A 25168-nucleotide genomic window follows, 5' to 3' on the forward strand; every position below is an offset into this window, starting at 1 on the left:
CTTCAAGGGCGATGGCCAGACCGCGCGCTACCGTGACGTGATCACGCTGGTGCGCGCGAGCGAACGCACGCTGACCTCCTTCGGCCACCAGCCGGACGGGAGCTGGTACGGGCCTGGAAATAAACCGTGGTTATTTGTGGATATCCATGGTGTACTGCTTTTCTACATACACATCCGGATCGCGCCAGTGAAAACATTCATGAGAAATCTGGCCGGTCTGCACGCGCTTTGGTGCGCGACATTCGCGTGGGCCTTGCTTGCCTTGGCCTCGCCGGTCTCCGCCGGGTCGCACCCTCTTCCAGTGGTTCAACCCGCCGGCATCCTTTTCATCGTGAGCGATGTGGGCGACCACCAGCAATTGGCGGCGGCGGCGGGCCCTTCGCTTGAGGTGGTGGTGCTGGATGCGAAGGGAGACGGGCTGGACCAGATGGCCGATGCCTTGGCCGGGCGCACGCATGTTCCTGCTGTGCATCTGATCTCGCACGGCAGCAGCGGCGCATTGAATCTGGGATCTGTAACGCTGAACCGGTCAACGCTTGCGCAGCGTGGTGCAGCCCTGGCGCGCATAAGGGCAGCGCTGGCAAACGATGCAGACCTGCTTTTGTACGGCTGTGAAGCCGGCCTGGGGCAGGAGGGGCAGGAGTTTGTGGCCATGCTGGCGAGCGCAACCGGGGCCCGGGTGGCCGCCTCCACCAACCTGACGGGTGCGCGCGAACTGGGCGGTGACTGGGTGCTGGAGCGCACGACGGGAGTGTTGCGCAGTGCGGCGCTGGACTTCCCCGATTACGGCGCCGTCCTGGCCACGGTGGCGGGAACGGTGGCGATTCCCTTTGGTCTTCCGGATGGGAGTTTTTTCACCCCGAAGATGGTTGATGGCCAAGCGTCCACGGGGACCGCCGACATTTCTGGTGTGGTTTACGAGTTTTACTTTGCGGATTTTGGAAATGTCCAGACCGGCCAAGTGACCAACTACGACCTGACGGGGGGCACAGGTTCGATGCTGCTGTATTCCAGCAATGGCATTGGCCAGTACGACCCTGTGGGCGCTTTGATCATCAAGACACAGCTGAACCGGCTGTTCGGGTTGTCCAGCTTTCGGATCCAAGATGCGCAAGGGTTAAGCTCGACCTACATCGCGACCGGATATCGCAACAACGCGACGGTCGGTGCGGCCTGGACCTTTACGACAGGCGGCAATTTGAATCCGGTCCTCATCACGTTGCCAGCCCAGTTCAAGGATGTCGACGAGGTCCGTATCACCAGCAATGGCGGGATAGGCGGGGTGGGGCCCAAACTTTGGCAGGAGGGATTCAACTACTTCGTGTTCATTGATCCCACCACGAATGCTGACCTGGCCGGACTGAGCGCCTCCGCCGCTGCCTTGAGCCCGGCGTTCACGAGCGGCACGACCAGCTATGGTGCTACGGTAGCGTTCGCGACTACGAGCACGACCATCACGCCCACGGCCGATATCCCCGGCTCCACCATCACGGTCAATGGCGTGACCGTGGCCAGTGGCGCCGCGTCAGGCGCGATCGCATTGAGCCCTGGGGCGAACACGATCACAACCATCGTCACATCCAGCGGCGGTACCACCAAAACCTACACCCTCACTGTCAACCGTGTGCCGTCGACCAACGCCAACCTTTCAGCGTTGAGTCTGTCGAGCGGTACTCTGGCGCCTGCCTTTGCTGCGGCTACCACCAGTTACACAGCCAGTGTCAGCAACGCCACGACCTCAATGACGGTCACGCCAACGGTCGCTGACAGCACGGCGACGGTGACGGTCAACGGTGTGGCGGTGACCAGTGGCAGTGCTTCGGGTGCGATTGCGCTTGCCGTTGGTGCCAACACCATCACCACGGTGGTGTCCGCCCAGGACGGCACCACCACCATGAGCTACACGATCACTGTGACGCGTGCGGCCTCCGCCAATGCAAACCTGAGCGCGCTGTCGCTCTCAAGCGGCACTCTGTCTCCCGTCTTCAACGCCGCCACGACCGGCTACACGGCCAGCGTCGGCAACGCCACCACTGCTCTGACGGTGACACCATCGGTTGCCGACGCAAATGCGTCCGTGACGGTCAATGGGGTCGTGGTCAGCGGCGGTAACGCGTCTGGCGCCATCGCCCTCAATGTCGGCAGCAATACCATCACCACCGTGGTCACGGCACAGAATGGCGCTACCAAGACCTATACGGTGACGGTGACGCGCGCCGCGTCGTCCAACGCGGATCTGAGTGCGCTGTCATTGTCAAGCGGTACCTTGGCGCCAGCCTTTGCTGCTGCCACCCTGGGCTACACAGCCACCGTGGGTAACGCCACAACATCGCTGACCGTCACCCCCACCCTCGCTTCGGGCGCCGCCAGCGTTACCGTCAACGGAGTCGCTACTACCAGTGGGAGTGCGTCTGGAGCCATCGCCCTGGCCGTTGGTAACAACATCATCACGATAGTCGTCACGGCGCAGGATGGGGTGACCACCAACACCTACACCGTCACGGTGACCCGTGCTCTCTCATCCAACGCCGACCTGAGCGCGCTGTCACTGTCGGGCGGCACACTGACCCCCGCCTTTGCCTCGGCTACCACTAGCTACACGGCCAACGTGGGCAACGCTACGACGTCACTGACCATCACACCCACCGTCGCGTCTGGCTCATCCAGCGTCACCGTGAACGGTGTTGCCACCACCAGCGGCAATGCCTCTGGTGCGATCGCACTCAATGTCGGCGGCAACACCATCACGACCGTCGTCACGGCCCAGGATGGTGTGACCACCAAGACGTATACCGTCACGGTGACACGTGCTGCGTCCACCAACGCGGACCTGAGCGCGCTGTCACTGTCAAACGGCACGCTGGCGCCGGCCTTTGCCGCGGCCACCACGGGCTACACGGCCAGTGTGGGTAGTGCCACGACGGCTCTGACTGTCACCCCTACCGTGGCTTCGGGCTCGTCTAGCGTCACCATCAACGGGGTCGTTACCGCCAGCGGCAGCGCCTCGGGCCCGATCGCACTCAACGCTGGCAGCAACACCATCACCACCGTGGTCACCGCCCAGGACGGCATCACCACCAAGACGTACACCGTGACGGTGACACGGGCTTATCCGATCACGGCAACGGGCACTAGCCCTGCCGGCGGGGGTAACGTCAATGCCAGCCTTGCCGGCCCCGCGGGGTGCGGCTTCGGTCGCGCAGCTTTCATTCCCCGCACGGGTGGGGCCAACTCGCCACCGGTGGGCGGCGCCGCGGGGTATGTTTTCTCTCAGGGGTTGTTTGATGTGGTCGTGGACGGATGCCCCGGTGCGGCGGCGGTCACGATCACCCTGACCTATCCGCAAGCCTTCCCGGCGGGCGCGGTGTACATGAAGTACGGGCCGACGCCCACGCAGAACGCCCCGCACTGGTATCCGTTTCCAGCAGCGACCATCGCCGGGAACACCGTGACATTGCCGCTCACCGACGGTGCGGTGGGCGATGACGATCTGGCGGCAAACGGTTCCATCGCCGATCCGGGCGGAGTCGGCTTGGCAGTTGCCGCGAGCGGGGGCGCCTCGATTCCGACGCTCTCGCAGTGGGGGATGCTGCTGCTCTCGTTGTTGCTGGCGGCGTGCGGGCTGTATGCAGCACGCCATCAGCGACTGGGCAGGAGCACTTGACGAAATTAGCGAACGCAGCGGAAAGAACGCGCAAGTCGATGTGGCGTCTCCTGCTTTGCTATGCAAGTAATAGCGTGCAGGGCGTATAAGAAGAGCGCTGGGGCCCAATTCAGCTAGTAATGCTGCCTCTCGGGGGGGCATGGGGTCCTCAAGGGGCGCAACATCCTGCCCACCGTCCCACGCACGCACCGCACTGTTCCATCTCCGGCACTTCTGCCCGGGCACCATTGGCGGCATATTCGGTAGACCTGCCGCCCGTCCGGGGCGGCGCCACCTTCAGGAGCCCCGCATGTCGTCGCCCACCACTTCTGCACCCACTCTGGTCCCCATCGTGCAGGCCCAGTTGCTGGGGCCGCAATGGCCCACGCTAGACCCTTTTTTGTTCTGCGCCCACCACGACGATGCCTACCCGGCCGGCAACGCCGCCTTTGGCCCCGCCGTGCCCATTGACGACCGGCAGATCGGCAGCGACTTCAGCCGCAAGGATGGCTGGAGCATGTACCACGGGGATACCGTGCCAGGCTTTCCGGGCCACCCGCACCGCGGCTTTGAAACCGTGACGCTGGTGCGCAAAGGGCTCATCGACCACTCCGATTCGCTGGGCGCCGCAGCGCGTTTTGGCGGCGGCGACGTGCAGTGGGTCACGGCGGGCAAGGGCATCGTGCATTCCGAGATGTTTCCGCTGCTCAACGCCACCGCGCCCAACCCGCTCGAACTCTTCCAGATCTGGCTGAACCTGCCTGCCAAGAGCAAGATGGTGGAGCCGCACTTCACCATGCTGTGGAACGAGCGCATTCCGCGGCTGGAGCACCTCGACGCGGCGGGCCGCAAGACCACCGTCACCGTGGTGGCCGGCGCGCTGCCGGGCACACCCGCGCCGCTGTCGCCCCCGCCCGAGTCCTGGGCGTCGCAGCCCGAGGGTGACGTGGCGATCTGGACCCTGCATCTGGAACCTGGTGCTGCATGGACCCTTCCCGCTGCAACGGGTGCCGGCACACAGCGCATGCTGTACTTCTTTGTGGGCGACAGCCTGCTCGTAGGCCCGCAAGAGGTGGACCGCCACGCAGCGCTGCAGCTGCGGGCCGGGCACGACTGGCTGCTGGCCAACACCGGTACCACGCCGGTGGAATGCCTGTTGCTGCAGGGTCGGCCCATTGCGGAGCCCGTGGCGCAGTACGGCCCGTTCGTGATGAACACGCAGGCCGAGATCATGCAGGCCATGAACGACTACCGCCGCACGCAGTTTGGCGGCTGGCCCTGGCCCGATCAGGACCCCGTGCATGGCACGGAAGCGCGGCGCTTTGCGCGTTACCCGGGGCGGAGCGACGAGGAGATTCCCGAGGCATCGCAGGCCACTACTGCGGCAAGCTGACGGCGGCGCAGACCCCGACGCGAAGCGCGGGCTGCGCTGGACGTTCCAGCACGTGAGCGCCGGGGGGGCTGCCTGCCCTGCGAATCCGTTGCCCGTGCTCCCACATCTCGGCGCTGGCGCCTCGTGGACAATGCGCGGTCCCGGCCCACGCGCGGTGGTCTGGCCTGGCCCGTTGGGCTGGTGCCGCATCCAGTTGCCGCGCCCTGGCGGGCCCCACCGATTGATTGAAAGCGCACAACCATGAACATCACCAAAGACTCCGCCGTCACCATCACGTACAAGGTGACCAGCCCGCAAGGCAAGCCGCTGGACGCGGGCAGCCTGGCCTACCTGCACGGTGGCTATGAAAACATCTTTCCCAAGGTCGAGGCCGCCCTGGAAGGCCAGACGGTGGGCTTTGCCACCACGCTCGACCTGGCGGTGGAAGACGCCTTTGGCGCGCGCGATGAAAGCCTGGTGCGCACCATTCCCAAGAGCGAGTTTCCACCCGGCGTGAAGGTGGGCGGTCAACTGCAGGGCGTGGGCAATGACGGCCAGCCCGCCGTGTTCAATGTGGTCAAGATCAAGGGACCCGAAGTACACCTGGACGGCAACCATCCGCTGGCCGGCCAAACGCTGAAGTTCAGCTGCAAGGTCACGGACGTGCGCGCTGCATCGGCCGAAGAAATTGCACACCGCCACGTACACGGCGCGCACGGGCACCAGCATTGATGCTGTGCGGCTGCAGCTGGCTGTACCTGGCTGTCGGCGAATTGCCGGAGCGGGTGACGACGGCTGCAGCGGCTGGGCGCTAACCCCGCGGCAACTGCGCAAGGTGCACCTGCCGTGGCAGTGCCCGCTGCCCTAAACTGTTGCTTGCGTTGCCCGCGCTTTCGCGCGTTGCGCCTCTCGCTGCGCACGGCGCATAAAAAAGCCCGCTCATGCGGGCTTTGTCACGAGAGGCGGGGGCGCTGCACAGGCTACTTGGTGGTGCCCGTGTGTCCGTCTGCAGCGGCGTTGGTCTTGGCCTTGGCCTTGTGGTCTTTCTTGTCGACCTTGTGGCTGGCGTCTGCGGCCTTCTTGTCAGCCTTTTTAGCCGCTGACGCAGGAGCTGCAGGTGTCGTGGCACCGGCCGTGGTATCGGGCTTGGCTGCGGGTGTTGCCGGTGTCGCCGGTGTTGCAGGAACTGCTGGCGTTGCTGAGGTCATCGCAGGCGTTGCAGGCATTGCCGGCTTGGCAGGAGTCGCTGGCGCTGCCGGGGTTGCGGGTGCGGCAGGCGCCTGGGCAAACGTGGACGCAGCAAAGAAACCGGCGAGCAGGGCAGCGAAAAGCTTGTTCATGAGAAATCCTTTCAGATCGGACCAGCGGCCCGGCAAAGTGCCTGACCTGTGTATGCAACGGCCCCGTGCCAACGCGCGCTGACGCAGCGGGCAGCAACTTGGCAACCGGGTGTTACGGAGCCCGCTCGCCGCGTGCACGTACCGCAGCGGCGCTGGTGCGTGTTGTGCATTCGGCGCGCGTCGATGCAGCCGGTGCTGGTGCGTTCAGACTGCGGGCCGCAGCACGCGCAATGGCTCTCACCCGCGTTGGCGGTTTGCATCTACCGGGCGCTGCATTGGCGCGATGCGCTTGCGCGGCGTGGTCGGACCGGCGGCCACCATCTGCCCGCTGCGCTCGTGCGCTGTCTGCGCCAGCTCGGTGATGAGCGCGGCTTCCGGCAGGTTGTGCCAGTAGCGCGTGGGCATCTCCTTTTTCATCATGTTGAGCTTGAGCCGCGCAGGGTTGAAGATGTGGCGGTAGTAGGTGAGCCACAGCGCCTCGCCAGCATCGGGCGGCGGCGCGTCGCTGCGCTGGCCCCCGGGGCCGGTGTGCAGGTGCGTGCCGTCCCAGCGCACGCTGGCGTCGGGCGTGAGGATGGCCCAGCGCATTTGCGTGAAGCGGCGGATGAAGAAGCCCGCGTTGGCCTCGGTGATGTAGTGGTCGGGCTCGAACCACGCCATGTGCAGCGTTTGCCCGTCGGGCTCCACCACGGGGCGAAAGCGCACAAAGGCGTGCATCTTGTGCTTGTCGCGCGCCACGGCCCGGGCCATGTGGTGGGCCTGCATGCGGTCGGCGTCCAGCGGGTCGTTCCGCGCGGCTTCGGCGTCCGCTCCGCCCTGCGCCATGCGCCACAGCAGTCGGTACATCAGCGTGAAGCGGGCCGGGTCGCGGTGCAGGATGAGCTGTTCGCACAGGCGCACAAAGTCGGGCGACACGCGCAGACGCGGTGCCTCGGGCGCCGGGCTGGGCAGGCGGTTGCCCACGATGCCGCTGCCGGGGGCTTCTGGCGCGAACAGGTCTTCGGCCGTATCGGCCGGGCAGTGCCAGTCCACCGCATGTGGCGGCACGTTGGCCTGCACCAGGGCGCGGGCGGCAGTGCGGAAACCGGCCCAATCGGTGGGGTGTTCCAGTGTGATGGTGTGGCGCTGCATGCGGACCTCACGCGCTCAAAACAGGCTGCGCTGTAGCGGCGGCGCCAGTTGCGCGGCGAGGTCCGTGGCATCCAGCGCGCGGCCGGGGCGGTAGTCGGCGGCTTCCACAAACGGCAGCACTTTCTTCAAAGGCACGTGCAGCCTCGCCAGATCGGCATGGCGCAGGCGGCGCACGCGGCGGGCGGCCAACAGGCGCTCGACTGTCTGCACGCCAAAGCCGGGCACGCGCAGCAGCAGCTCGCGCGGGGCGGTGTTGAGGTTGACGGGAAAGCGCTCGCGGTGCGCCAGTGCCCAGGCCAGCTTGGGGTCCATGTCCAGTGACAGCATGCCCGCCTGGGCAGGGGGCACGATCTCGTCATGGGTGAAGCCGTAAAAGCGCATCAGCCAGTCGGCCTGGTACAGCCGGTGCTCGCGCACCGTGGGCGGCGCGGCCAGGGGCAGGGCGCGCGCGGCGTCGGGGATGGGGCTGAAGGCCGAGTAGTACACCCGCCGCAGCTGGTGCGCGCCATACAGCCGCGCGCTGGTGGCCAGGATGGTGCGGTCGCTGGTGGCGTCGGCCCCCACGATCATCTGCGTGCTCTGCCCGCCCGGCGCAAAGTGCGGCACGCTGGCGCGGCGCGTGGTGCGCGACTGCGGCATCGACACGATGGACTGCGCGGCCTGCTCCTTGCGCGCGCCGCGCGATTCACCAATGTGCACGGCCATGCGGGCCATGGACCGGTCGATGGCGGCGCTGTCTTTTTCGGGCGCCAGCGCCTTCAGGCCTTCGGCCGTGGGCAGCTCGATGTTGATGGACAGCCGGTCGGCATAGCGGCCTGCGCGCTGCATCAGCTCGGGCGATGCATCGGGAATGGTCTTCAAGTGGATGTAGCCGCGAAAGTCGTGTTCCTCGCGCAGTACGCGGGCCACCTCCACCACCTGCTCCATGGTGTAGTCGGGGCTCTGGATGATGCCGCTGGACAGGAACAGCCCCTCGATGCAGTTGCGCCGGTAAAAGTCCAGCGTGAGTTGCACTACCTCATCGACCGTGAAGCGCGCCCGGGGCACGTTGCTGGTCACGCGGTTCACGCAGTACAGGCAGTCGTACTGGCAGAAGTTGGTGAGCAGAATCTTGAGCAGCGAGATGCAGCGTCCGTCCGGAGCGTAGCTGTGGCAGATGCCCATGCCCTCGGTCGAGCCCATGCCGCGCCCGCCCACCGAGTTGCGCGGCGCAGCGCCGCTGGAGGCACATGAGGCGTCGTACTTGGCGGCGTCGGCGAGGATGGCGAGTTTGGACTGTAATTGCACTGTATGAATTTACAGCTTTTTGATCCCTTGTGCCATTCAAGGGTCAAATCATGGCCCTCAATTGCTATTTAATAAATAGCAATGGGTGCAATCAAATAAAGGGCTTCTGGCTGATTTTGCCCATTTTTCGGTGGCGGACGGCCGCAGTGGCTTCGAGCTGGCCTTTCGGCGCTACCGGGCCACTTCACGGTTGCGCCGCAGCGCCGTGCGCAGCAGCCGGGTGGCGCGGTCCCGCAGGCCTACCGGCTTGTCGGACGGTTGCACGGGAGCGCGGCCCCGAGCCTCGTGGCACGCCGCCAGAAAGTCGTTCAGGATGGCCGTGTCGTCCAGCGTGTCGGAGCCCTGGGTGTGGAACTCCGGGTGCCACTGCGTGGCCGCGATGTAGCTGCGCCCCGGTGCGGGCTTGAGGCGAATGGCTTCGGGCACGCCATCGGGTTCACTCAGGGCCTCCACCACAAACTCGGGCGCCACGCGCTTGATGCCCTGGTGGTGGATGCTGTTGACCCGCGCACGCGGCATGCCGGGGTAGAGCTGCGCCAGGCGCGAGTCGGGCACGATGTGGATGTCGTGAAAGTGCTGGTCGTACGTGGTGGCGTTGCGGTGCTGCAGCGCGCCGGGGTGCTGGGTTTCGATGTCTTGGTACAGCGCGCCGCCAAAGGCCACGTTGATGAGCTGCAGGCCCCGGCACACGCCGAAGATGGGCTTGCCCACCTCGGCAAAGGCCTTCACCAGTGCCAGGTCGTAGATGTCGCGCACGCGGTCGCCCGTCCACTCGTCGCGCAGGGGCTCCTCGCCATAGTTGCCGGGCCACACGTCGGCGCCGCCGTGCATCACCACGCCATCGAGCCACTGGGCGTAGTGCTGCAGCGTGACATCGCCGCGCGCCGTCTCGCCCGTGGGGCAAGGCACCATCACCACGATGGCGCCCGACGACATGATCCAGTGGGCAATGGACTGCTCCACGTACTGCAGCGTCTTGTTGGTGAACAGCGGGCGGGTGGGGTCGGCATGCTGAAAGCAGGCCGACAGGCCGATCTTGAGGCGGGGTGCGGAGGCCATGGGGATTGGGGGCTTGGGGCAACGTTGCTGCGCACAGCGCCGCTGCAAAAGAACAGGGTGAAGGTCGTCCTGCATTCTGCGCGGCGCGGCGCCAGGCAGGTGTAGGAATTGGGCTTGCCCGGTGCGTGGCACGCGGTGTGGTGCGATGCCATGAGGGGCGGCAGGCCCGTGTCTGCGTTCGGGCGGCTGCGCGGCGTGCGGCCCTAAGCCCCGCCGCTGCACATGTTCTTACCCGCAGGGTTGCCGTTCGGTGCGACGATGCGCCTTACGCGGGGCATGCCCGGCTCACCTCGCCGGGCCGTCCCAGGCCTTCACCCTTTTCACAGGAGATTCCATGCAAGTCCAAGTCAACACCGACGACCACATCCAGGGCGGCGAGTCGCTCGCGCAGTGGATCAGCGATGAGTGCAAGAGCCGCCTGTCGCGCTTTCAGGACCATGTGACGCGGCTCGAAGTGCACCTGTCGGATGTGGACGCCGGCAAGTCGGGCGCCAACGACAAGCGCTGCCGCATCGAGGCCCGCGTGACCGGCCGGCAGCCCGTGACGGTGAGCGACGACTCGGACAAGATGGCCACCGCCTTCATCGGCGCCTCCGACAAGCTCGCCCGCGCGCTCGACACCGACCTGGGCCGACTCAAGGACCGCCACGGGCGCGACACGATCCGTACGGCTGTGGAAGAGTAAATTTGGAATGAAATTAGCCGCTAGCGCTTGTTGAATAAGCGCTAGTAGCTACACATTCAGGAGCAATCCGGCCTCCATCTTTTGAGGCCCTGCCGCATGAAACTGGCGCGCCCCACGCGAGGGACGCCGAGCAAGGGCCGCCCCGCAGCGAGGGCGTCGTCCCCTTGGGGGGAAGGCGCCGCAGGCGACTCAGGGGGGCACCACATTCACAAATCCAGCACCAGCACCTTGCTGCGCGCCCGCGAGCAGCAGGGCATGAATTGCTCGTTGCCCGCTTTTTCTTCGTCGGTCAGGTACATGTCGCGGTGGTCCACCTCGCCCTCCAGCACGCGGGTGATGCAGGTGCCGCACACGCCCTGCTCGCAGGAAGTGAGGATGTCGATGCCCTCGCAGCGCAGTGCCTCCACCACCGAGGTGTCGGCCGCAATGGTGTAGGCCTTGCCGGTGCTGGCAATGAGCACCTCAAAGGCCTGGTCGCCCGAGGTGTCCTGCGGCGGCGCGCCGAAGTATTCGAGGTGGATGCGGTCCTGCGGCCAGCCCATGGCCTTGGCGGTGTTCACCACATGGTCGATGAAACCCGCCGGACCACACACGTACACGCGCTGGTCGCTGCCGGGCGCGGCCAGCACGGCCGCCAGGTCGAGCTTTTGTTCGGGTGGACCCGCATCGAAATGGAAATGCACATGTGGCGCCATGGCCGATGCCGCAATCTCGGCGGTAAAGGCCGTGCGTTCGGCAGAGCGTGTGCAGTAATGCAGTGCAAAGTCGGCTCCCGTGCGCGCCAGCCGGTCGGCCATGCACAGCAGCGGCGTCACCCCGATGCCACCGGCCAGCAGCAGCGTGCGCTGTGCCGGGTGCAGCGGGAAGTGGTTGCGCGGCGTGCTGATGGTGACCACGTCGCCCTCGTGCACGCTGTCGTGCATGGCCATCGAGCCGCCGCGCGATGCTGCATCGCGCAGCACGGCAATGCGGTAGCGATGCAGTTCGTGCGATGCGTTGCACAGCGAGTACTGGCGCACCAGGCCACCGTTTTGCCCGTGTGGAAGGTGCACGTCGATGTGCGAGCCCGCGCTGAACGGGGGCAGTGGCGCGCCGTCCACACGGGCCAGCTCGAAGCTGGCGATGCCTTCGGCCTCGGCGTGCTTCTTGACGACGCGGACCTGGAAGGTTTCCTGCGCGGTCATGCAGCCACCGTCAGGGGTGATGCGGCGGCCTGCTCGGCGGCGATCAGGCGGTCCAGAATCTTGCGCGATTGCACGCCGCCTGCGTCGATGTTGAGCATGAGCAGCTTGCGGTCTGGGTAGCGCAGCAGGTTTTGCTGCTGCATCTCCAGCATGTCCTGGTCTTCGGCAAAGATCTTGCCCTGGCCTTCGCGGATCTGCGTGGTCAGCGCCGGGTCCTGCGGCTTGAAGTTGCGCGCCATGCCCCAGAAGTAGTGGATCGAGGTGTCGGTTTCGGGCGTGATGAAGTCCACCACGATGCTCGATGCCTTCTTGTCCGCCGGTGCGTTGTAGCCGCCATGGCCGGCCAGCGCAACGCCCACTTCAATGAGCACATGGCTGGGCGGCGTGAAGTGGCAGATCTGCCAGCGGTCCACCGGCTGGTCGTCGGGCAGGCCGTTCATGCGCATGGCCATCTTCCAGAAGGGCGGCGCCTCAATACCCTCCATGAAGCGGCTGGTGATGACTTCATCCCCCTCCACGCGGGTCTTGCACGGCACCTCGTCGATTTCCTTCTGGCCGATGCTGGTGGAGTGCACGTACGTCTCGTGCGTCAGGTCCATCAGGTTGTCGATCATCAGGCGGTAGTCGCACTCGATGTGGTACAGCCCGCCGCCGTAGGCCCACTCCGGGTTGTCGGCCCAGTGCAGGTGGTGGATGGTGGTCGGGTCGGCCTTGTCGGCATCGCCGGGCCACACCCAGATGAAGCCGTAGCGCTCCACCACCGGGAAGCTGCGCGCCTTGGGGAACCCCTGCACGCGCTGGCCGGGCATCGACACCGACTTGCCCGTGCATTCCACCCGCAGGCCGTGGTAGCCGCATTGCAAATGGCCTTCGCACACCGAGCCCAGCGACAAGGGCGCGCCCCGGTGCGGGCAGAAGTCGTCCAGCGCGGCGACCTGGTCGGGCGCGGGGCGGTAGAACACGATTTTTTCATTGCAGATGGTGCGCCCCAGGGGCTTGTCGGCAATTTCGTCGGCGGTGCAGGCAACGTACCAGGCGTTTTTGGGGAACATGGCGGGCTCTCGTTTCGTGGGGCGGGGCGGCAGCCCCGTTGCGTTGACCGGGCTGCGGTGCATCGCATTGTGCGAAAAGGCCGGATCGCTGTATACAGAAAAAACCTGCACATCAGTTATGCCAATGCGGCATTTCTCATAAGTTACTGATTTATATATATTTCCTGATTTTTGGATTTTATTTCAGTGATGTTTGTGTATACATTAGGTGCTGACCGCGCGCCTCGACCAGGGGCGCTTGGCAGCCTCCTTCCCTGGATACAACCCTATGCACCCTGCTGACGAAGCCCCGACCTCCCCTCTGGCCGAAGCCGGTACATCGCAGGCCGTGAAAGCCCAGCTGCGCCTGCGCGAGATGGTGCTGGCCGGCGAGCTGCCCGGCGGTGCGCGCATTGCAGAGCTCACGCTGGTCGAAAAGCTCGGGGTCTCGCGCACGCCCATCCGCGCTGCCCTGATGCGGCTGGAGCAGGAGGGGCTGCTGCACCGACTGCCCGGCGGAGGCTACGCGGTGCGGACGTTTTCCGAGACCGATGTGGCCGATGCCATCGAACTGCGCGGCACCATGGAAGGCTTGGCCGCGCGCCTGGCGGCCGAGCGCGGCGTGCCTGCCGACCTGATGGCCGAGGCAAATGCGTGCCTGGATGCCATCGATTCGGTGCTCGCGCCGCCCACGCTGGACGATGAAGGCTTTGCCAGCTACGTCAAGCTCAACGCCGAATTCCATGTGCTGCTCAGCCGCATGGTGGGCAGCGACGTGATCGCCCGCGAGCTGGACCGCGTCAAGAGCCTGCCCTTTGCATCGCCTTCGGCCTTTGTGGTGGTGCAGACCCATTCATCGCAGGCGCGCGACATGCTGGTGGTGGCGCAAGACCAGCACCGCCAGGCACTCGACGCCATCGCTCGCCGCGAGGGCGCCCGGGCCGAGGCCATCCTGCGCGAGCATTCACGCATTACCCGGCGCAACCTGCTGGCGGCGGTGCAGGCGGCGCAGGTGCAGGGCCTGCCGGGTGTGCAGCTCATCCGCGAAGCGGCCTGAACCAGGCATTACGCTGGGCGTTGGTAACGCAGCCGGATATTGCATTTGGTGATACCTGAATGCTTGATTTCTTGCTTGTGCAATAACGGCCCGCGGGACACACTCGCCGCAGCATTTTTCTGTATACAACGACACCCACAGGAGACAACGATGCACAAACGCCACCTTCTTCGCGCCTCGGCCGTCGCCGCCATGGCCCTCGCCACAGGCATCGCTGCGCTGCCTGCCGCGGCCCAGGACAACGTCTTCAAGATCGGCCTTGTGCTGCCCATGACGGGCCAGCAGGCCACCACCGGCCGCCAGATCGAAGCGGCAGCCCGCCTGTACATGGCGCAAAACGGCGACACCGTGGCCGGCAAGAAGATCCAGCTCATCATCAAGGACGACACCAGCCTGCCCGACGTGACACGCCGCATGGCCCAGGAGCTGGTCGTGAATGAAAAGGTCAACGTGCTGGCCGGCATGGGCATCACCCCATCGGCCATGGCCACGGCGCCTTTGGCCACCCAGTCGAAGACACCGCTGGTGGTGATGGCCGCCGCCACGTCGAGCATCACCGAAGCATCGCCTTATGTGGTGCGCACCAGCTTCACGCTGCCGCAGGTGTCGGTGGCCCTGGCCGACTGGGCGCCCAAGAACGGCATCAAGAAGGTCGTCACCCTGGTGAGCGACTACGGCCCGGGCATCGATGCCGAGAAGTTCTTCAACCAGCGCCTCACCTTCAACGGCGGGCAGGTGACCGAATCGCTTCGCGTGCCGCTGCGCAACCCGGACTTCGCACCGTTCCTGCAGAAGGTGCGCGACGCCAAGCCCGACGCGCTGTTCGTCTTCGTGCCCTCGGGCGCGGGCGCTGCGGTGATGAAGCAGTTTCTGGAGCGCGGCATGGACAAGGCCGGCATCAAACTCATTGGCACCGGCGACGTGACGGACGACGATCAGCTAAACGACATGGGCGACGGCGCGCTGGGCGTGGTTACCTCACACCACTACTCGGCTGCGCACCCTTCGCCCATGAACAAGAAGTTCGTTGAAGCGTTTGAGAAGGCCAACAAGGGCCTGCGCCCCAACTTCATGGCCGTGGGCGGATATGACGGTATGCGCGTGATCTACGAAGCACTGCGCGCCACCAAGGGCGCCGGCGGCGGCGACGCACTGCTGGCCGCCATGAAGGGCCAGATCTTCGAGAGCCCGCGCGGCCAGGTGTTCATCGATGCGCAGACCCGCGACATCGTGCAGAACGTGTACCTGCGCAAAGTGGAGCGCGTGAACGGACAGCTCTACAACGTGGAATTTGACGTGATCAAGGACGTCAAGGATCCCGGAAAAACCAAGTGACCCCCCTGAGCCGCTGCGCGGCTTCCCCCGGAGGGGGACGCCGCCCCTGCGGCGGGGCGGCCCTTGCACGGCGGCGCTGGCCTAGGGCGCGCCGGTTTTTGTGGGTGGGGGCTTATCCCGATCTGTTTGGGCCGAGCCCGTCGAAGCCGGGGGCGAGTTCATTGCGCGCACAGCCTCGGTAGTTCCGGCACCGCCACAGCCCTAACGCCGTGGCCCATTCTTGTCTTCAATGAAGTGATTTCATGCTGACCATACTTTTCGACGGCGTGGCCTACGGCATGCTGCTGTTCATCCTGGCGGTGGGCCTCGCCGTGACCATGGGGCTGATGAACTTCATCAACCTGGCTCACGGTGCGTTTGCCATGGCAGGCGGGTACATCACGGTGCTGCTCATGCAGCGTCTGGACGTGCCGTTTCTGCTGTGCCTGCCCCTGGCGTTTGTCGGCACGGCCGTGCTGGGCGGTGTGCTGGAGCGCACGTTGTACCGGCCGCTGTACCACAAGCCCCATCTGGACCAGGTGCTGTTTTCCATCGGCCTGGTGTTCATGGCCGTGGCCAGCGTGGACTACTTTGTGGGCTCCACGCAGCAGATCATGCAGCTGCCCGAATGGCTCAAGGGCCGCACCGAGATCGGCAGCGGCGCGCTGATGCTGGGCATGGGGCACTACCGCCTGTTCATCATCGCGGTGTGCGCGGCGCTCACGGTGGGCCTGCAGTATGTGCTGACCAAGACGCGCTTTGGCAGCCGCCTGCGCGCGTCGGTGGATGACCAGCGCGTTGCTGCCGGCATGGGTATCAACGTGAACATCGTGTTCCTGTCGACCTTCGCGTTCGGCTCGGGCCTCGCGGGCCTGGGCGGTGCCCTGGGGGCGGAAGTGCTGGGGCTCGACCCGAGCTTTCCGCTCAAGTTCATGATCTATTTTCTGATCGTGGTGGCCGTGGGCGGCACATCGTCGATCACCGGCCCGCTGCTGGCTGCGCTGCTGCTCGGCATTGCCGATGTGGCGGGCAAGTACTACATCCCTAAGCTGGGCGCTTTCATTGTGTACAGCCTCATGATCCTGATCCTCATCTGGCGCCCGCAGGGCCTCTTCGTGCGCAAGGGAGGCAAATGATGGTGAACCATTCCAACCCCCTGCTGCAGGCGCGCCGCTTTCGCTGGTGGGAACCCGTGCTGTGGCTGCTGGCCTTTGTGGCGCCGCTGGCGCTGCCCAGCCACGCGCTCATCATCAACGAGATCGCCATCGTGGCGCTGTTCGCCATCTCGCTGGACCTGATCCTGGGCTATACCGGCATCGTGTCGCTGGGCCATGCGGCGTTCTTTGGCCTGGGCGGCTACGCGGCGGCACTGCTTGCCAAGCATGTGATGCCCGACCCGCTGGTGGGCCTGGCCGTGGGCATTGCCGCCGCTACCCTTCTGGGCGCCGTGGCGTCGCTCACCATCATGCGCGGCACGGACCTCACGCGGCTCATGGTCACGCTGGGCGTGGGCCTGGTGATGCTGGAGCTGGCCAACAAGCTCGACTGGCTGACCGGCGGCGCCGACGGCCTGCAGGGCGTGATGATGGGGCCCGTGCTGGGCCAGTTTGAGTTCGACCTGTACGGCCGCACGGCTGCCTGGTATTCGCTCACCGTGCTGCTGGTGTTCTTCCTGCTCGCGCGGCGCATCGTGCAGTCGCCGTTTGGCGCCACGCTCAAGGCCATCCGCGACAACCGGCTGCGCGCCATGGCCATCGGCATTCCGGTAACCGTCAAGCTCGCGCAGGTGTACACGCTGGCCGCTGCGCTGGCGGGGGCTGCGGGGGCGCTGCTCACGCAGACCACGGGCTTTGCCTCGCTGGACCTGTTCGAGTTCCACCGCTCGGCCGACGTGATGCTGATCCTGGTGATCGGCGGCGTCGGCTGGCTGTACGGCGGCATCCTGGGCGCCATCGGTTTCAAGCTGCTGCAGGACGTGATCTCGTCCATCACCCCGCAGTACTGGACGTTCTGGATCGGCTTGTTCCTCGTGGTGCTGGTCCTCGTGGGGCGCGAGCGGCTGTTCCGCCCGTGGACCTGGTTTAGGAAATGAAACACCCCCTGAGTCGCTTCGCGCCTTCCCCCTCTCTCTACGCGCTGCGCGCTAGGGGAGGGGGACGCAGCCAGCGCGGCGGGGCGGCCCTTGCGCGGCTGCCCGCGCAATGCGCCGCGCCAGTTTCACGGGGTGCGTGCTGTGCGCAGTGCAATGGATCACCGACATGAATATCTCTACCTCCAACACCGTGCTGTCGGCCCAAGGCCTGGTCAAGCGTTTTGGCGGCATCACGGCCACCAACAATGTCACGCTGAACCTGCAAAAGGGCGCGCGCCATGCGCTGATTGGCCCCAACGGCGCAGGCAAGACCACGCTCATCAACCTGCTGACCGGCGTGCTGGAGCCCACCGAGGGCTCCATCACCCTCGAAGGTCAGGACATCACGCGCCTGGCGCCGCACCAGCGCGTGCAGCGCGGCATGGTGCGCACGTTCCAGATCAACCAGCTGTTCGACACGCTCACGCCGCTGGAAACCCTGGCGCTCACCGTCTCGCAGCACCAGGGACTGGGCGGAAAGTGGTGGCAGCCGCTGGGCGCGCGCAGGGCCGTCACCGAGCGCTGCGAGCAGCTGCTGGAGCAGTTCCACCTGACCTCGGTGATGACCGAGGAAACGCGCGTGCTGGCCTACGGCAAGCGCCGCCTGCTGGAAATCGCCATTGCCCTTGCGTGCGAGCCGCGCGTGCTGCTGCTCGACGAACCCGTGGCCGGCGTGCCTGCGGGCGAGCGTGAGGAACTGCTGCAGACCGTGGCAGCCCTGCCCGCCGATGTGTCGGTGCTGTTGATCGAACACGATATGGACCTGGTTTTCAGCTTTGCCAACCGCATGACCGTGCTGGTCAACGGCACCGTGCTCACCGAGGGCGACCCCGAGACCATTGCCAACGACCCGCAGGTGAAGGCGGTGTACCTGGGCCATGGGGAGCAGGCTCATGTCTGAGTTGCTGCGCATTGAAGGACTGAGCGCAGGCTACGGCGAAGCCGTGGTGCTGCAAGGCGTTTCGCTGGCCCTGCCTGAAGGCGAGACGCTGGCGTTATTGGGGCGCAACGGCACGGGCAAGACCACGCTGATCAACACCCTGGCCGGGGCCACGCGCCAGCATGGCGGGACCATTGCCCTGGGCGGTGCGGCACTGCACAAGCTGCCCTCGCACGAGCGCGCGGCAGCGGGCATCGGCTGGGTGCCGCAGGAGCGCAACATCTTCAAGTCGCTCACGGTGCATGAGAACCTGACCGCCGTGGCACGCCCGGCTCGCAAGGGCTCCAGCGCCCGGCAGTGGACTCCTGAGCGCGTGTACGAAATGTTCCCGCGCCTGGCCGAGCGCAAGACCAACCTGGGCACGCAGCTGTCGGGCGGCGAGCAGCAGATGCTGGCCGTGGGCCGCGCGCTGGTGCTCAACCCGCGCCTGTTGCTGCTCGATGAGCCGCTGGAAGGCCTGGCGCCCATCATCGTGGAAGAGCTGCTGCGCGCCATCCGCCGCATCACCCGCGAGGAGGGCCTGTCGGCCATCGTGGTGGAGCAGCACCCGCAGGCCATCCTGGCCATTTCAGACCACGCTGCCGTGCTGGACCGTGGCACCCTGGTGCATACCGGATCGGCCGACGACCTGGCGTCCCAGCCGGCCCTGCTGGACCGGCTGCTGGGCGTGGCGCGCTGATGCCACTGCCGATGCAGTCCGGGCGGCGTCGCCTGCTGGCTGCAGCCGCCCTCGCGACGCTGAGCCCTTTCGCGCGTGCGCAGGCCTACCCCGTGCGCCCGGTGCGCATCGTGGTGCCCAACGCGGCCGGCGGTGCGGCGGACATCACTGCGCGCACGGTAGGGCAGAAGCTGGCCCCAGCACTGGGCCAGAGTGTGGTGATCGAGAACAAGCCCAGCGCGGGCGGCGTGGTCGCCGGCGAGCTGGTGGCGCGCGCCGAGCCTGACGGGCACACCCTGTTGCTCGTGAGCAGCGGCACGGCCGTGAGCGCGGCGCTTTTCAACACCCTGCCGTTTGATGCGCTCAAGGACTTCGCGCCCATCTCGCTGCTGGCCACGTTCGATCTGGCCATAGTCGTACGAGAAGGCGGGCGCTTTGCCACTTTGGCCGACCTGTTGGCCCACGCCCGCGCGCATCCCGGCCAGCTCAACATCGGCACGCCGCAGATCGGCACGACGCAACATCTGGCGGCCGAACTGTTCAAGGCCATGGCGGGCATCGACGCGCAGACCGTGCCTTTCAACGGCACGCCGCCGTTGATCACGGCCGTGCGCGGCGGCGAGGTGGACGTGATGGTCGACATCCTCGGCGGGCTCATGCCGCAGATCGCCGCCAAGGCGCTGCGCCCCCTGGCCGTGCTGGGCGCGCAACGTGCGCCGCAGTTGCCCCAGGTGCCCACCGTGCGCGAAAGCGGCGGGGCACTTGCCTCGTTCAACGTCACGTCCTGGAATGCCCTGGCCGCACCAGCCCGCACGCCGCCGGCGGTGGTGGAGCGACTGGCGCGCGAGGTGCAGGCCGCGCTGTCACAGCCCGACGTGAAGCAGCGCCTGCAGGACCTGAACCTCCATGCGCAAGGAAGCACTCCTGCGCAGCTGGCTTTGCATCTGGCGGCTGATGTGCGCCGCTGGAGCGACGTCATCGCACGGGCCCGCATCCCGCGGCAGTAGGCGGGCCATCCCATGCCGGGAAACGGTTCGCGCCTCAGGCTGCGGGCTGCTTACGTACGCGGGGCGGTTTTGCAGGCGGCGCGTCCTCGGGCTGCGCGTCGCCGCCCTGGAACACGCTGTGCTCCACATCCAGCCAGGGCGGGTTCTCTGCGTACATGGCCGCCACCATCTCCTTGAGGGCTGCGATGTACCACGCGTTGTCGTTGAGGCGGTGACTCATGATGATCGGCGAGGTGATGCGCGGGTCATCGATCAGGCGGTAGTGCACGTCGCTGCGCAGCCTCGCAGACGCCGGGATCACGCAGATTCCCGAGTCCGCAGCCACCAGTCCGAGTGCTGTCTGGATCTCGCGCACCTCGTGCACTGTAGCGGGCCGCACGGCGTGGTCGTTGAGCAGGCTCAGCACATGATCAGCGAAGCTGGGCCGCGGCTCCTTGGGGTACACGATGAGTTTCTGGCCCTGTATCGCACTGAAGGGAATGCGGCTGGATGCCCCTGCCAGCGGTGAATCAGGCGGCAGCGCCAGCACCAGTCGCTCCTCACGCAGGATGGTGCGCGCCACCGTGGCATCGTTACCCCGCACACGCCCGAAACCCACATCGATGCGGCCGGAGGTGAGCGCCGCAAACTGCTGCTGCGAGGTCAGCTCCACCAGCTGGATGTCCACATCGGGGTAGTGCTGGCGCAGCTTGCGCACCAGCATCGGTAGCCCGCCGTACAGCGTGGACGCCACGAACCCGATGGACAGCGTGCGCTGCTGGTTCAGGCCGATCTGGCGGGTGGCTGTCTTGAGCTGGTCGAGCCTGCTGATGATCTGCAGCGCTTGCTCATAAAACGTGCGGCCCGCTTCCGTCAGGCGCAGCGGGCGGCTGTTGCGCAGGATGAGCTGCACGCCCAGTTCTTCCTCCAGCAACTGGATCTGCCGGCTGAGCGGCGGCTGTGCAATGTGCAGCACCTCGGAGGCCCGCGTGAAGTTGCGCGCATCGGCCACGGCCACGAAGTATTTGAGCTGGCGGATATCCATCAGGGTAAACCATAGGTGTGCAGATGGTTGGTCTGCAAGTCGTTGATTTGATTGGCTGAAAAGCTCAACTATACCTGCAGGGTATCGAATCAGACCTATTTGGTGTTGGATCGTTTTGGGGCTGCGCGGTCCAATCCAAACCATGCAACAAACACCACGCCCTGAATCCCTCGCAGGCTCGGCCGTTGTCGAGCGTGTCGAGACCCTGCTGCTGGACCTGCCCACGATCCGCCCGCACCAGCTGTCGATGGCCACCATGAACGGCCAGACGCTGATGATCGTGCGCCTGTACTGCTCGGACGGCACGGTGGGCGTGGGCGAAGGCACCACCATCGGCGGCCTGGCCTACGGCGCCGAGTCGCCCGAAGGCATGAAGCTGGCTGTGGACACCTACTTTGCCCCGCTGCTGATCGGTGCCGACGCCAACCACGTGCCCGCCATCATGGCCCGGCTCAACAAGGCCATCAAGGACAACCGCTTCGCCAAGTGCGCCATCGAAACCGCACTGTTCGACGCACTGGGCCACCGCACCGGCCTGCCCGTCTCGCAGCTGCTCGGCGGCCGGGTGCGCGACAGCCTGCCCATTGCCTGGACCCTGGCCTCCGGCGACACCGCCAAGGACATCGACGAGGCCGAGCGCATGCTGGCCCAGCGCCGCCACAACATCTTCAAGCTCAAGATCGGCCGCCGCAGCGTGGCCGATGACGTGGCCCACGTGGCCGCCATCAAGAAGGCCATGGGCAGCCGCGCATCGGTGCGTGTGGATGTGAACATGGCCTGGAGCGAGCTCGATGCCCAGCATGGCATGGCCGCACTGGTGGACGCTGGCTGCGATCTGGTGGAGCAGCCCGTGGCATCGGTCGATGCGCTGGCGCGCCTCAAGGGCCGCTACCCCATCGCGGTGATGGCCGATGAATCGCTGACCGGGCCCGCCTCGGCCTTTGCCCTGGCCCGTGTGGCGGGCGCGGATGTGTTCGCAGTGAAGATCGAGCAATCAGGCGGCCTGCTGGAAGCCCTGCAGGTGGCCGCCATTGCCGATGCCGCCGGCATCGAGCTGTACGGCGGCACCATGCTCGAAGGCGCGGTGGGCACCATGGCCTCGGCCCATGTGTTTGCCACGTTCCGCCAGCTGCAGTGGGGCACCGAGCTGTTCGGCCCGCTGCTGCTGACCGAAGAAATCCTGGCAGAGCCCCTGCAATACAAAGACTTCCAGCTGGCGGTGCCGACGACGCCAGGCCTTGGAATTGCGCTGGACGAAGACCGGCTCCAGCACTTCCGTCGCGACCGCAAACGCAGCAATGCCGTGGGGGTGGGGCAACCCGCCGCCGCGCACTGATCCCGGCACGCGTCTTTCACGTTCCCCCAGTCCAGTTCCCGTACCCATCCCACGATCCGAGGAGACAACCATGACCACCCACATTTTCAACACCCCTGAAGTCCAGGACTTTCTGCGCATGGCCAGCGGCCTGACCCAGCCTGGCGGTGACGCACGCGCCAAGCAGATCGTGCACCGCCTGCTGTCGGACCTGTTCAAGGCCATCGACGACCTGGACATCACCTCGGATGAATACTGGGCGGGCATTGCCTACCTGAACACGCTGGGTGCGCGCAGCGAAGCCGGCCTGCTGTCGCCCGGCCTGGGCCTGGACCGCTTCCTGGACATGCGCATGGACGCCAAGGACGCCGCACTGGGCATTGAAAACGGCACGCCCCGCACCATCGAAGGCCCGCTCTATGTGGCCGGTGCGCCTGAAGCCACGGGCTTCGCACGCCTGGACGACGGCAGCGACAAGGCCGGCCACACGCTGATCATGCACGGCACCGTGCACGGCGCCGACGGCAAGCCGCTGCCCAATGCCAAGGTCGAGGTGTGGCACGCCAACACCAAGGGCTTTTACTCGCACTTCGACCCCACGGGCGAGCAGCAGGGCTTCAACATGCGCCGCACCATCATCACCGACGCGCAGGGCCGCTACAAGTTCCAGAGCATCGTGCCCAAGGGCTACGGATGCCCGCCCGACGGCCCCACGCAAGCCCTGCTGACCACGCTGGGCCGCCACGGCAACCGCCCTGCGCACATCCACTTCTTCGTCACAGCCGACGGCCACCGCAAGCTGACCACGCAGATCAACATCGACGGCGACCCGCTGGTGAACGACGACTTCGCCTACGCCACCCGCGAAGGCCTGGTGCCACCGCTGGTCGAGCGCACCGATGCCGCCAGCATCAAGGCGCAGGGCGTGGATGGCCCGTTCGCCGAAATCGTCTTTGACTTCACGCTGAGCGCGCTGGTCAACGGCGTGGACAACCAGCTGGTGGACCGCCCCCGCCTGGCGGCCTGATCGAGCGCGGCCGGGCCCACACCCGCCCGGCTGCTCCCTGCTCCCTTTTGCTTTCTCCCCTGTACTGCCGCGCACGGCGCGGCGGGGGGACAGCTGCACCCTGAGGAATCACCATGAACACCACCGCTGCCCCAGCCGTGCGATCGGATGTCGAGACACTGATCGAAGGCGCCCTGCAGGACGACAAGGAAAACGGCGTTTTCCGCTGCCGCCGCGACATCTTCACGGACCCCGACCTCTTCGAGCTGGAGATGAAGCACATCTTCGAAGGCAACTGGGTCTACCTGGCACACGAAAGCCAGATCCCCGAGATCAACGATTACTTCACCACACACATCGGCCGCCAGCCCATCGTGATCACGCGCGGCAAGGACGGGCAGCTGAACGCCGTCATCAACGCCTGCGCCCACCGCGGCGCGATGCTGTGCCGCAAGAAGCACGGCAACAAGGGCAGCTTCACCTGCCCCTTCCACGGCTGGACGTTCAACAACACCGGCAAGCTGCTCAAGGTCAAGGACGAGAAGACCACCGAGTACCCGGTGCAGTTCAACAAGGAAGGCTCGCACGACCTCAAGAAGGTGGCGCGCTTTGAAAGCTACAAGGGCTTTCTGTTCGGCAGCCTGAACGCCGACGTGCAGCCCCTGCAGGACTACCTGGGCGAGACGAAAGTCATCATCGACCAGATCGTGGACCAGGCCCCCGATGGCCTTGAAGTGCTGCGCGGCAACTCGTCCTACATCTACGACGGCAACTGGAAGCTGCAGATGGAAAACGGCTGCGACGGCTACCACGTGAGCTCGGTGCACTGGAACTACGCCGCCACCATGGGCCGCCGCAAGGAAGGCGGCACCAAGGCCGTGGACGCCAATGGCTGGAGCAAGAGCGTGGGCGGTGTGTACGGCTTTGAAAACGGGCACATCCTGCTCTGGACCAACACCATGAACCCCGAGGTGCGCCCCGTCTACAACCGCCGCGAAGAGCTGAAAGAGCGGCTGGGCGAGGAGAAGGCCGAGTTCATCGTCAAGCAGACGCGCAACCTGTGCCTGTACCCCAACGTGTACCTGATGGACCAGTTCTCCACGCAGATCCGCGTGGCGCGCCCCATCAGCGTGGACAAGACCGAAATCACCATCTACTGCTTTGCCCCCAAGGGCGAGAGCGCCGAAGACCGCGCTATCCGCATCCGCCAGTACGAGGACTTCTTCAACGTCTCGGGCATGGGCACGGCCGATGACCTGGAAGAGTTCCGCTCGTGCCAGAACGGTTACGCCGGCAAGGCCGCGCCCTGGAACGACCTGAGCCGCGGCGCACCGCTGTGGATCGAAGGGCCGGACGAAAACGCCCGCAAGATGGGCATGAACCCCCTGCTGAGCGGCGAGCGCAGCGAAGACGAAGGCCTGTTTGTTTGCCAGCACGAATACTGGGCGCAAGAGATGCGCAAGGCCGTGGCCGCCGAGCGCAAGGGAGACGCAGCATGAACGCCGACTACAACGCCATCTGCACCTTCCTGTACCGCGAAGCGCGCCTGCTGGACGACCGCCAGTGGGACGAATGGCTGGAGCTGTACGCCGAAGACGTCGAGTACTGGATGCCCTCTTGGGATGACGACGACCGCATCACCGAAGACCCGCACAGCCAGATCTCGCTCATTTACTACGGCAACCGCCATGGTCTGGAAGACCGCGTGTTCCGCATCAAGACCGAGCGCTCCGGCGCCTCCACGCCCGAGGCCCGCACGGGCCACGCGGTGCTCAACGTCGAGGTGCTGGCAGACCGTGGCACCGAGGTGGACGTTCGCTACAACTTCCACACGATGTGCCACCGCTACAAGGCCACCGACGCGTTCTTCGGCACCATGTTCGTGACGCTGCGCCGCCAGGAAGGCAGCTTCCTCATCGGCCGCAAGAAGATCGTGCTGAAGAACGACTACATCCGCCAGGTCATCGACGTGTACCACGTCTGA

22 protein-coding genes are annotated in these 25168 nt (G+C 65.9%); 15 read left to right on the forward strand and 7 right to left on the reverse strand.

Features of this window, described 5'->3' with window-relative positions; genetic code table 11:
- The first annotated feature begins 37 nt into the window (after nucleotides 1–37).
- From ACTPOI_RS09095 to ACTPOI_RS09105, 3 genes are all read left to right on the forward strand, one after another.
- The gene (locus ACTPOI_RS09095; RefSeq protein WP_440108317.1) at nucleotides 38–3664 is read left to right on the forward strand and encodes an IPTL-CTERM sorting domain-containing protein; all 3627 of its coding nucleotides are present in this window, start codon (nucleotides 38–40) and stop codon (nucleotides 3662–3664) included.
- Between the two features lie 289 nt (nucleotides 3665–3953).
- Nucleotides 3954–5036 (forward strand): pirin family protein, encoded by a 1083-nt coding sequence (locus tag ACTPOI_RS09100; protein WP_440108318.1) that lies wholly within the window; start codon nucleotides 3954–3956, stop codon nucleotides 5034–5036.
- 240 nt (nucleotides 5037–5276) lie between these two features.
- On the forward strand, nucleotides 5277–5747 hold the full coding sequence (locus ACTPOI_RS09105; RefSeq protein WP_440108319.1) for an FKBP-type peptidyl-prolyl cis-trans isomerase: 471 nt from the start codon (nucleotides 5277–5279) through the stop codon (nucleotides 5745–5747).
- A 248-nt stretch (nucleotides 5748–5995) separates the two neighbouring features.
- On the opposite strand, the gene ACTPOI_RS09110 is transcribed toward ACTPOI_RS09105, so the two are convergent.
- The 4 genes from ACTPOI_RS09110 to ACTPOI_RS09125 all read right to left on the reverse strand — a co-directional run bounded on the left by ACTPOI_RS09110 (nucleotide 5996) and on the right by ACTPOI_RS09125 (nucleotide 9832).
- Complete coding sequence (locus ACTPOI_RS09110) at nucleotides 5996–6355, reverse strand: hypothetical protein (protein ID WP_440108320.1); 360 nt, start codon at nucleotides 6353–6355, stop codon at nucleotides 5996–5998.
- A gap of 237 nt (nucleotides 6356–6592) precedes the next feature.
- Nucleotides 6593–7486 (reverse strand): TIGR03915 family putative DNA repair protein, encoded by an 894-nt coding sequence (locus tag ACTPOI_RS09115; protein WP_440108321.1) that lies wholly within the window; start codon nucleotides 7484–7486, stop codon nucleotides 6593–6595.
- Nucleotides 7487–7501: 15 nt separating this feature from the next.
- The gene (locus ACTPOI_RS09120; RefSeq protein ID WP_440108322.1) at nucleotides 7502–8773 is read right to left on the reverse strand and encodes a putative DNA modification/repair radical SAM protein; all 1272 of its coding nucleotides are present in this window, start codon (nucleotides 8771–8773) and stop codon (nucleotides 7502–7504) included.
- Between the two features lie 171 nt (nucleotides 8774–8944).
- Nucleotides 8945–9832, reverse strand: coding sequence for a gamma-glutamyl-gamma-aminobutyrate hydrolase family protein (locus ACTPOI_RS09125; RefSeq protein ID WP_440108323.1), 888 nt, complete (start codon nucleotides 9830–9832; stop codon nucleotides 8945–8947).
- 334 nt (nucleotides 9833–10166) lie between these two features.
- On the opposite strand from ACTPOI_RS09125, the gene ACTPOI_RS09130 reads away from it, so the two are divergent.
- Nucleotides 10167–10517 carry an HPF/RaiA family ribosome-associated protein gene (locus ACTPOI_RS09130; protein ID WP_440108324.1) on the forward strand — a complete coding sequence of 117 codons (351 nt, stop codon included), beginning with the start codon at nucleotides 10167–10169 and terminating at the stop codon, nucleotides 10515–10517.
- 206 nt (nucleotides 10518–10723) lie between these two features.
- On the opposite strand, the gene ACTPOI_RS09135 is transcribed toward ACTPOI_RS09130, so the two are convergent.
- Together ACTPOI_RS09135 and ACTPOI_RS09140 are read right to left on the reverse strand one after the other, a co-directional pair.
- Nucleotides 10724–11701 carry a PDR/VanB family oxidoreductase gene (locus ACTPOI_RS09135; RefSeq protein WP_440108325.1) on the reverse strand — a complete coding sequence of 326 codons (978 nt, stop codon included), beginning with the start codon at nucleotides 11699–11701 and terminating at the stop codon, nucleotides 10724–10726.
- The gene (locus tag ACTPOI_RS09140; protein WP_440108326.1) at nucleotides 11698–12753 is read right to left on the reverse strand and encodes an aromatic ring-hydroxylating dioxygenase subunit alpha; all 1056 of its coding nucleotides are present in this window, start codon (nucleotides 12751–12753) and stop codon (nucleotides 11698–11700) included. The genes ACTPOI_RS09135 and ACTPOI_RS09140 overlap by 4 nt, the downstream gene beginning before the upstream one ends.
- Before the next feature lie 268 nt (nucleotides 12754–13021).
- On the opposite strand from ACTPOI_RS09140, the gene ACTPOI_RS09145 reads away from it, so the two are divergent.
- The 7 genes from ACTPOI_RS09145 to ACTPOI_RS09175 all read left to right on the forward strand — a co-directional run bounded on the left by ACTPOI_RS09145 (nucleotide 13022) and on the right by ACTPOI_RS09175 (nucleotide 19839).
- Nucleotides 13022–13789, forward strand: coding sequence for a GntR family transcriptional regulator (locus tag ACTPOI_RS09145; protein ID WP_440108327.1), 768 nt, complete (start codon nucleotides 13022–13024; stop codon nucleotides 13787–13789).
- Between the two features lie 150 nt (nucleotides 13790–13939).
- Nucleotides 13940–15124: an ABC transporter substrate-binding protein gene (locus ACTPOI_RS09150; protein WP_069104048.1), complete on the forward strand. Its 1185-nt coding sequence runs from the start codon at nucleotides 13940–13942 to the stop codon at nucleotides 15122–15124.
- Nucleotides 15125–15366: 242 nt separating this feature from the next.
- Entirely contained in the window at nucleotides 15367–16239 is an 873-nt protein-coding gene (locus ACTPOI_RS09155) for a branched-chain amino acid ABC transporter permease (RefSeq protein ID WP_440108328.1), read from the forward strand.
- On the forward strand, nucleotides 16239–17195 hold the full coding sequence (locus ACTPOI_RS09160) for a branched-chain amino acid ABC transporter permease (protein ID WP_440108329.1): 957 nt from the start codon (nucleotides 16239–16241) through the stop codon (nucleotides 17193–17195). Before ACTPOI_RS09155 ends, ACTPOI_RS09160 begins: the two co-directional genes overlap by 1 nt.
- A gap of 166 nt (nucleotides 17196–17361) precedes the next feature.
- Nucleotides 17362–18135 (forward strand): ABC transporter ATP-binding protein, encoded by a 774-nt coding sequence (locus ACTPOI_RS09165; RefSeq protein ID WP_440108330.1) that lies wholly within the window; start codon nucleotides 17362–17364, stop codon nucleotides 18133–18135.
- Nucleotides 18128–18853, forward strand: a complete 726-nt coding sequence (locus tag ACTPOI_RS09170; RefSeq protein WP_440108331.1) for an ABC transporter ATP-binding protein — start codon at nucleotides 18128–18130, stop codon at nucleotides 18851–18853. The genes ACTPOI_RS09165 and ACTPOI_RS09170 overlap by 8 nt, the downstream gene beginning before the upstream one ends.
- A complete protein-coding gene (locus ACTPOI_RS09175; RefSeq protein ID WP_440108332.1) occupies nucleotides 18853–19839 on the forward strand; it encodes a tripartite tricarboxylate transporter substrate binding protein in 987 nt (328 codons plus the stop codon). The genes ACTPOI_RS09170 and ACTPOI_RS09175 overlap by 1 nt, the downstream gene beginning before the upstream one ends.
- Nucleotides 19840–19873: 34 nt before the next feature.
- Here ACTPOI_RS09175 and ACTPOI_RS09180 read toward each other — a convergent pair whose 3' ends face one another.
- The gene (locus ACTPOI_RS09180; protein WP_440108333.1) at nucleotides 19874–20863 is read right to left on the reverse strand and encodes a LysR family transcriptional regulator; all 990 of its coding nucleotides are present in this window, start codon (nucleotides 20861–20863) and stop codon (nucleotides 19874–19876) included.
- A gap of 142 nt (nucleotides 20864–21005) precedes the next feature.
- Between ACTPOI_RS09180 and ACTPOI_RS09185 the strand changes: the two genes are divergently transcribed.
- The 4 genes from ACTPOI_RS09185 to benB all read left to right on the forward strand — a co-directional run bounded on the left by ACTPOI_RS09185 (nucleotide 21006) and on the right by benB (nucleotide 25168).
- The gene (locus ACTPOI_RS09185; protein WP_440108334.1) at nucleotides 21006–22199 is read left to right on the forward strand and encodes a muconate/chloromuconate family cycloisomerase; all 1194 of its coding nucleotides are present in this window, start codon (nucleotides 21006–21008) and stop codon (nucleotides 22197–22199) included.
- 70 nt (nucleotides 22200–22269) lie between these two features.
- Complete coding sequence (gene catA / locus ACTPOI_RS09190; protein WP_440108335.1) at nucleotides 22270–23205, forward strand: catechol 1,2-dioxygenase; 936 nt, start codon at nucleotides 22270–22272, stop codon at nucleotides 23203–23205.
- 113 nt (nucleotides 23206–23318) lie between these two features.
- Nucleotides 23319–24683: a benzoate 1,2-dioxygenase large subunit gene (benA, locus tag ACTPOI_RS09195; RefSeq protein WP_440108336.1), complete on the forward strand. Its 1365-nt coding sequence runs from the start codon at nucleotides 23319–23321 to the stop codon at nucleotides 24681–24683.
- Nucleotides 24680–25168 (forward strand): benzoate 1,2-dioxygenase small subunit, encoded by a 489-nt coding sequence (gene benB, locus ACTPOI_RS09200; RefSeq protein ID WP_291517681.1) that lies wholly within the window; start codon nucleotides 24680–24682, stop codon nucleotides 25166–25168. Before benA ends, benB begins: the two co-directional genes overlap by 4 nt.

It is taken from the genome of Acidovorax sp. BL-A-41-H1 (assembly GCF_051942715.1).

Excerpts from the sequence above, each read along its gene's own strand:
- ACTPOI_RS09100 (WP_440108318.1), top strand. The coding sequence starts at position 3,954 with ATGTCGTCGCCCACCACTTCTGCACCCACTCTGGTCCCCATCGTGCAG.
- ACTPOI_RS09105 (WP_440108319.1), top strand. The coding sequence starts at position 5,277 with ATGAACATCACCAAAGACTCCGCCGTCACCATCACGTACAAGGTGACC.
- ACTPOI_RS09110 (WP_440108320.1), bottom strand. The coding sequence starts at position 6,355 with ATGAACAAGCTTTTCGCTGCCCTGCTCGCCGGTTTCTTTGCTGCGTCC.
- ACTPOI_RS09115 (WP_440108321.1), bottom strand. The coding sequence starts at position 7,486 with ATGCAGCGCCACACCATCACACTGGAACACCCCACCGATTGGGCCGGT.
- ACTPOI_RS09125 (WP_440108323.1), bottom strand. The coding sequence starts at position 9,832 with ATGGCCTCCGCACCCCGCCTCAAGATCGGCCTGTCGGCCTGCTTTCAG.
- ACTPOI_RS09130 (WP_440108324.1), top strand. The coding sequence starts at position 10,167 with ATGCAAGTCCAAGTCAACACCGACGACCACATCCAGGGCGGCGAGTCG.
- ACTPOI_RS09135 (WP_440108325.1), bottom strand. The coding sequence starts at position 11,701 with ATGACCGCGCAGGAAACCTTCCAGGTCCGCGTCGTCAAGAAGCACGCC.
- ACTPOI_RS09140 (WP_440108326.1), bottom strand. The coding sequence starts at position 12,753 with ATGTTCCCCAAAAACGCCTGGTACGTTGCCTGCACCGCCGACGAAATT.
- ACTPOI_RS09145 (WP_440108327.1), top strand. The coding sequence starts at position 13,022 with ATGCACCCTGCTGACGAAGCCCCGACCTCCCCTCTGGCCGAAGCCGGT.
- ACTPOI_RS09150 (WP_069104048.1), top strand. The coding sequence starts at position 13,940 with ATGCACAAACGCCACCTTCTTCGCGCCTCGGCCGTCGCCGCCATGGCC.
- ACTPOI_RS09155 (WP_440108328.1), top strand. The coding sequence starts at position 15,367 with ATGCTGACCATACTTTTCGACGGCGTGGCCTACGGCATGCTGCTGTTC.
- ACTPOI_RS09160 (WP_440108329.1), top strand. The coding sequence starts at position 16,239 with ATGGTGAACCATTCCAACCCCCTGCTGCAGGCGCGCCGCTTTCGCTGG.
- ACTPOI_RS09165 (WP_440108330.1), top strand. The coding sequence starts at position 17,362 with ATGAATATCTCTACCTCCAACACCGTGCTGTCGGCCCAAGGCCTGGTC.
- ACTPOI_RS09170 (WP_440108331.1), top strand. The coding sequence starts at position 18,128 with ATGTCTGAGTTGCTGCGCATTGAAGGACTGAGCGCAGGCTACGGCGAA.
- ACTPOI_RS09175 (WP_440108332.1), top strand. The coding sequence starts at position 18,853 with ATGCCACTGCCGATGCAGTCCGGGCGGCGTCGCCTGCTGGCTGCAGCC.
- ACTPOI_RS09180 (WP_440108333.1), bottom strand. The coding sequence starts at position 20,863 with ATGGATATCCGCCAGCTCAAATACTTCGTGGCCGTGGCCGATGCGCGC.
- ACTPOI_RS09185 (WP_440108334.1), top strand. The coding sequence starts at position 21,006 with ATGCAACAAACACCACGCCCTGAATCCCTCGCAGGCTCGGCCGTTGTC.
- catA (WP_440108335.1), top strand. The coding sequence starts at position 22,270 with ATGACCACCCACATTTTCAACACCCCTGAAGTCCAGGACTTTCTGCGC.
- benA (WP_440108336.1), top strand. The coding sequence starts at position 23,319 with ATGAACACCACCGCTGCCCCAGCCGTGCGATCGGATGTCGAGACACTG.
- benB (WP_291517681.1), top strand. The coding sequence starts at position 24,680 with ATGAACGCCGACTACAACGCCATCTGCACCTTCCTGTACCGCGAAGCG.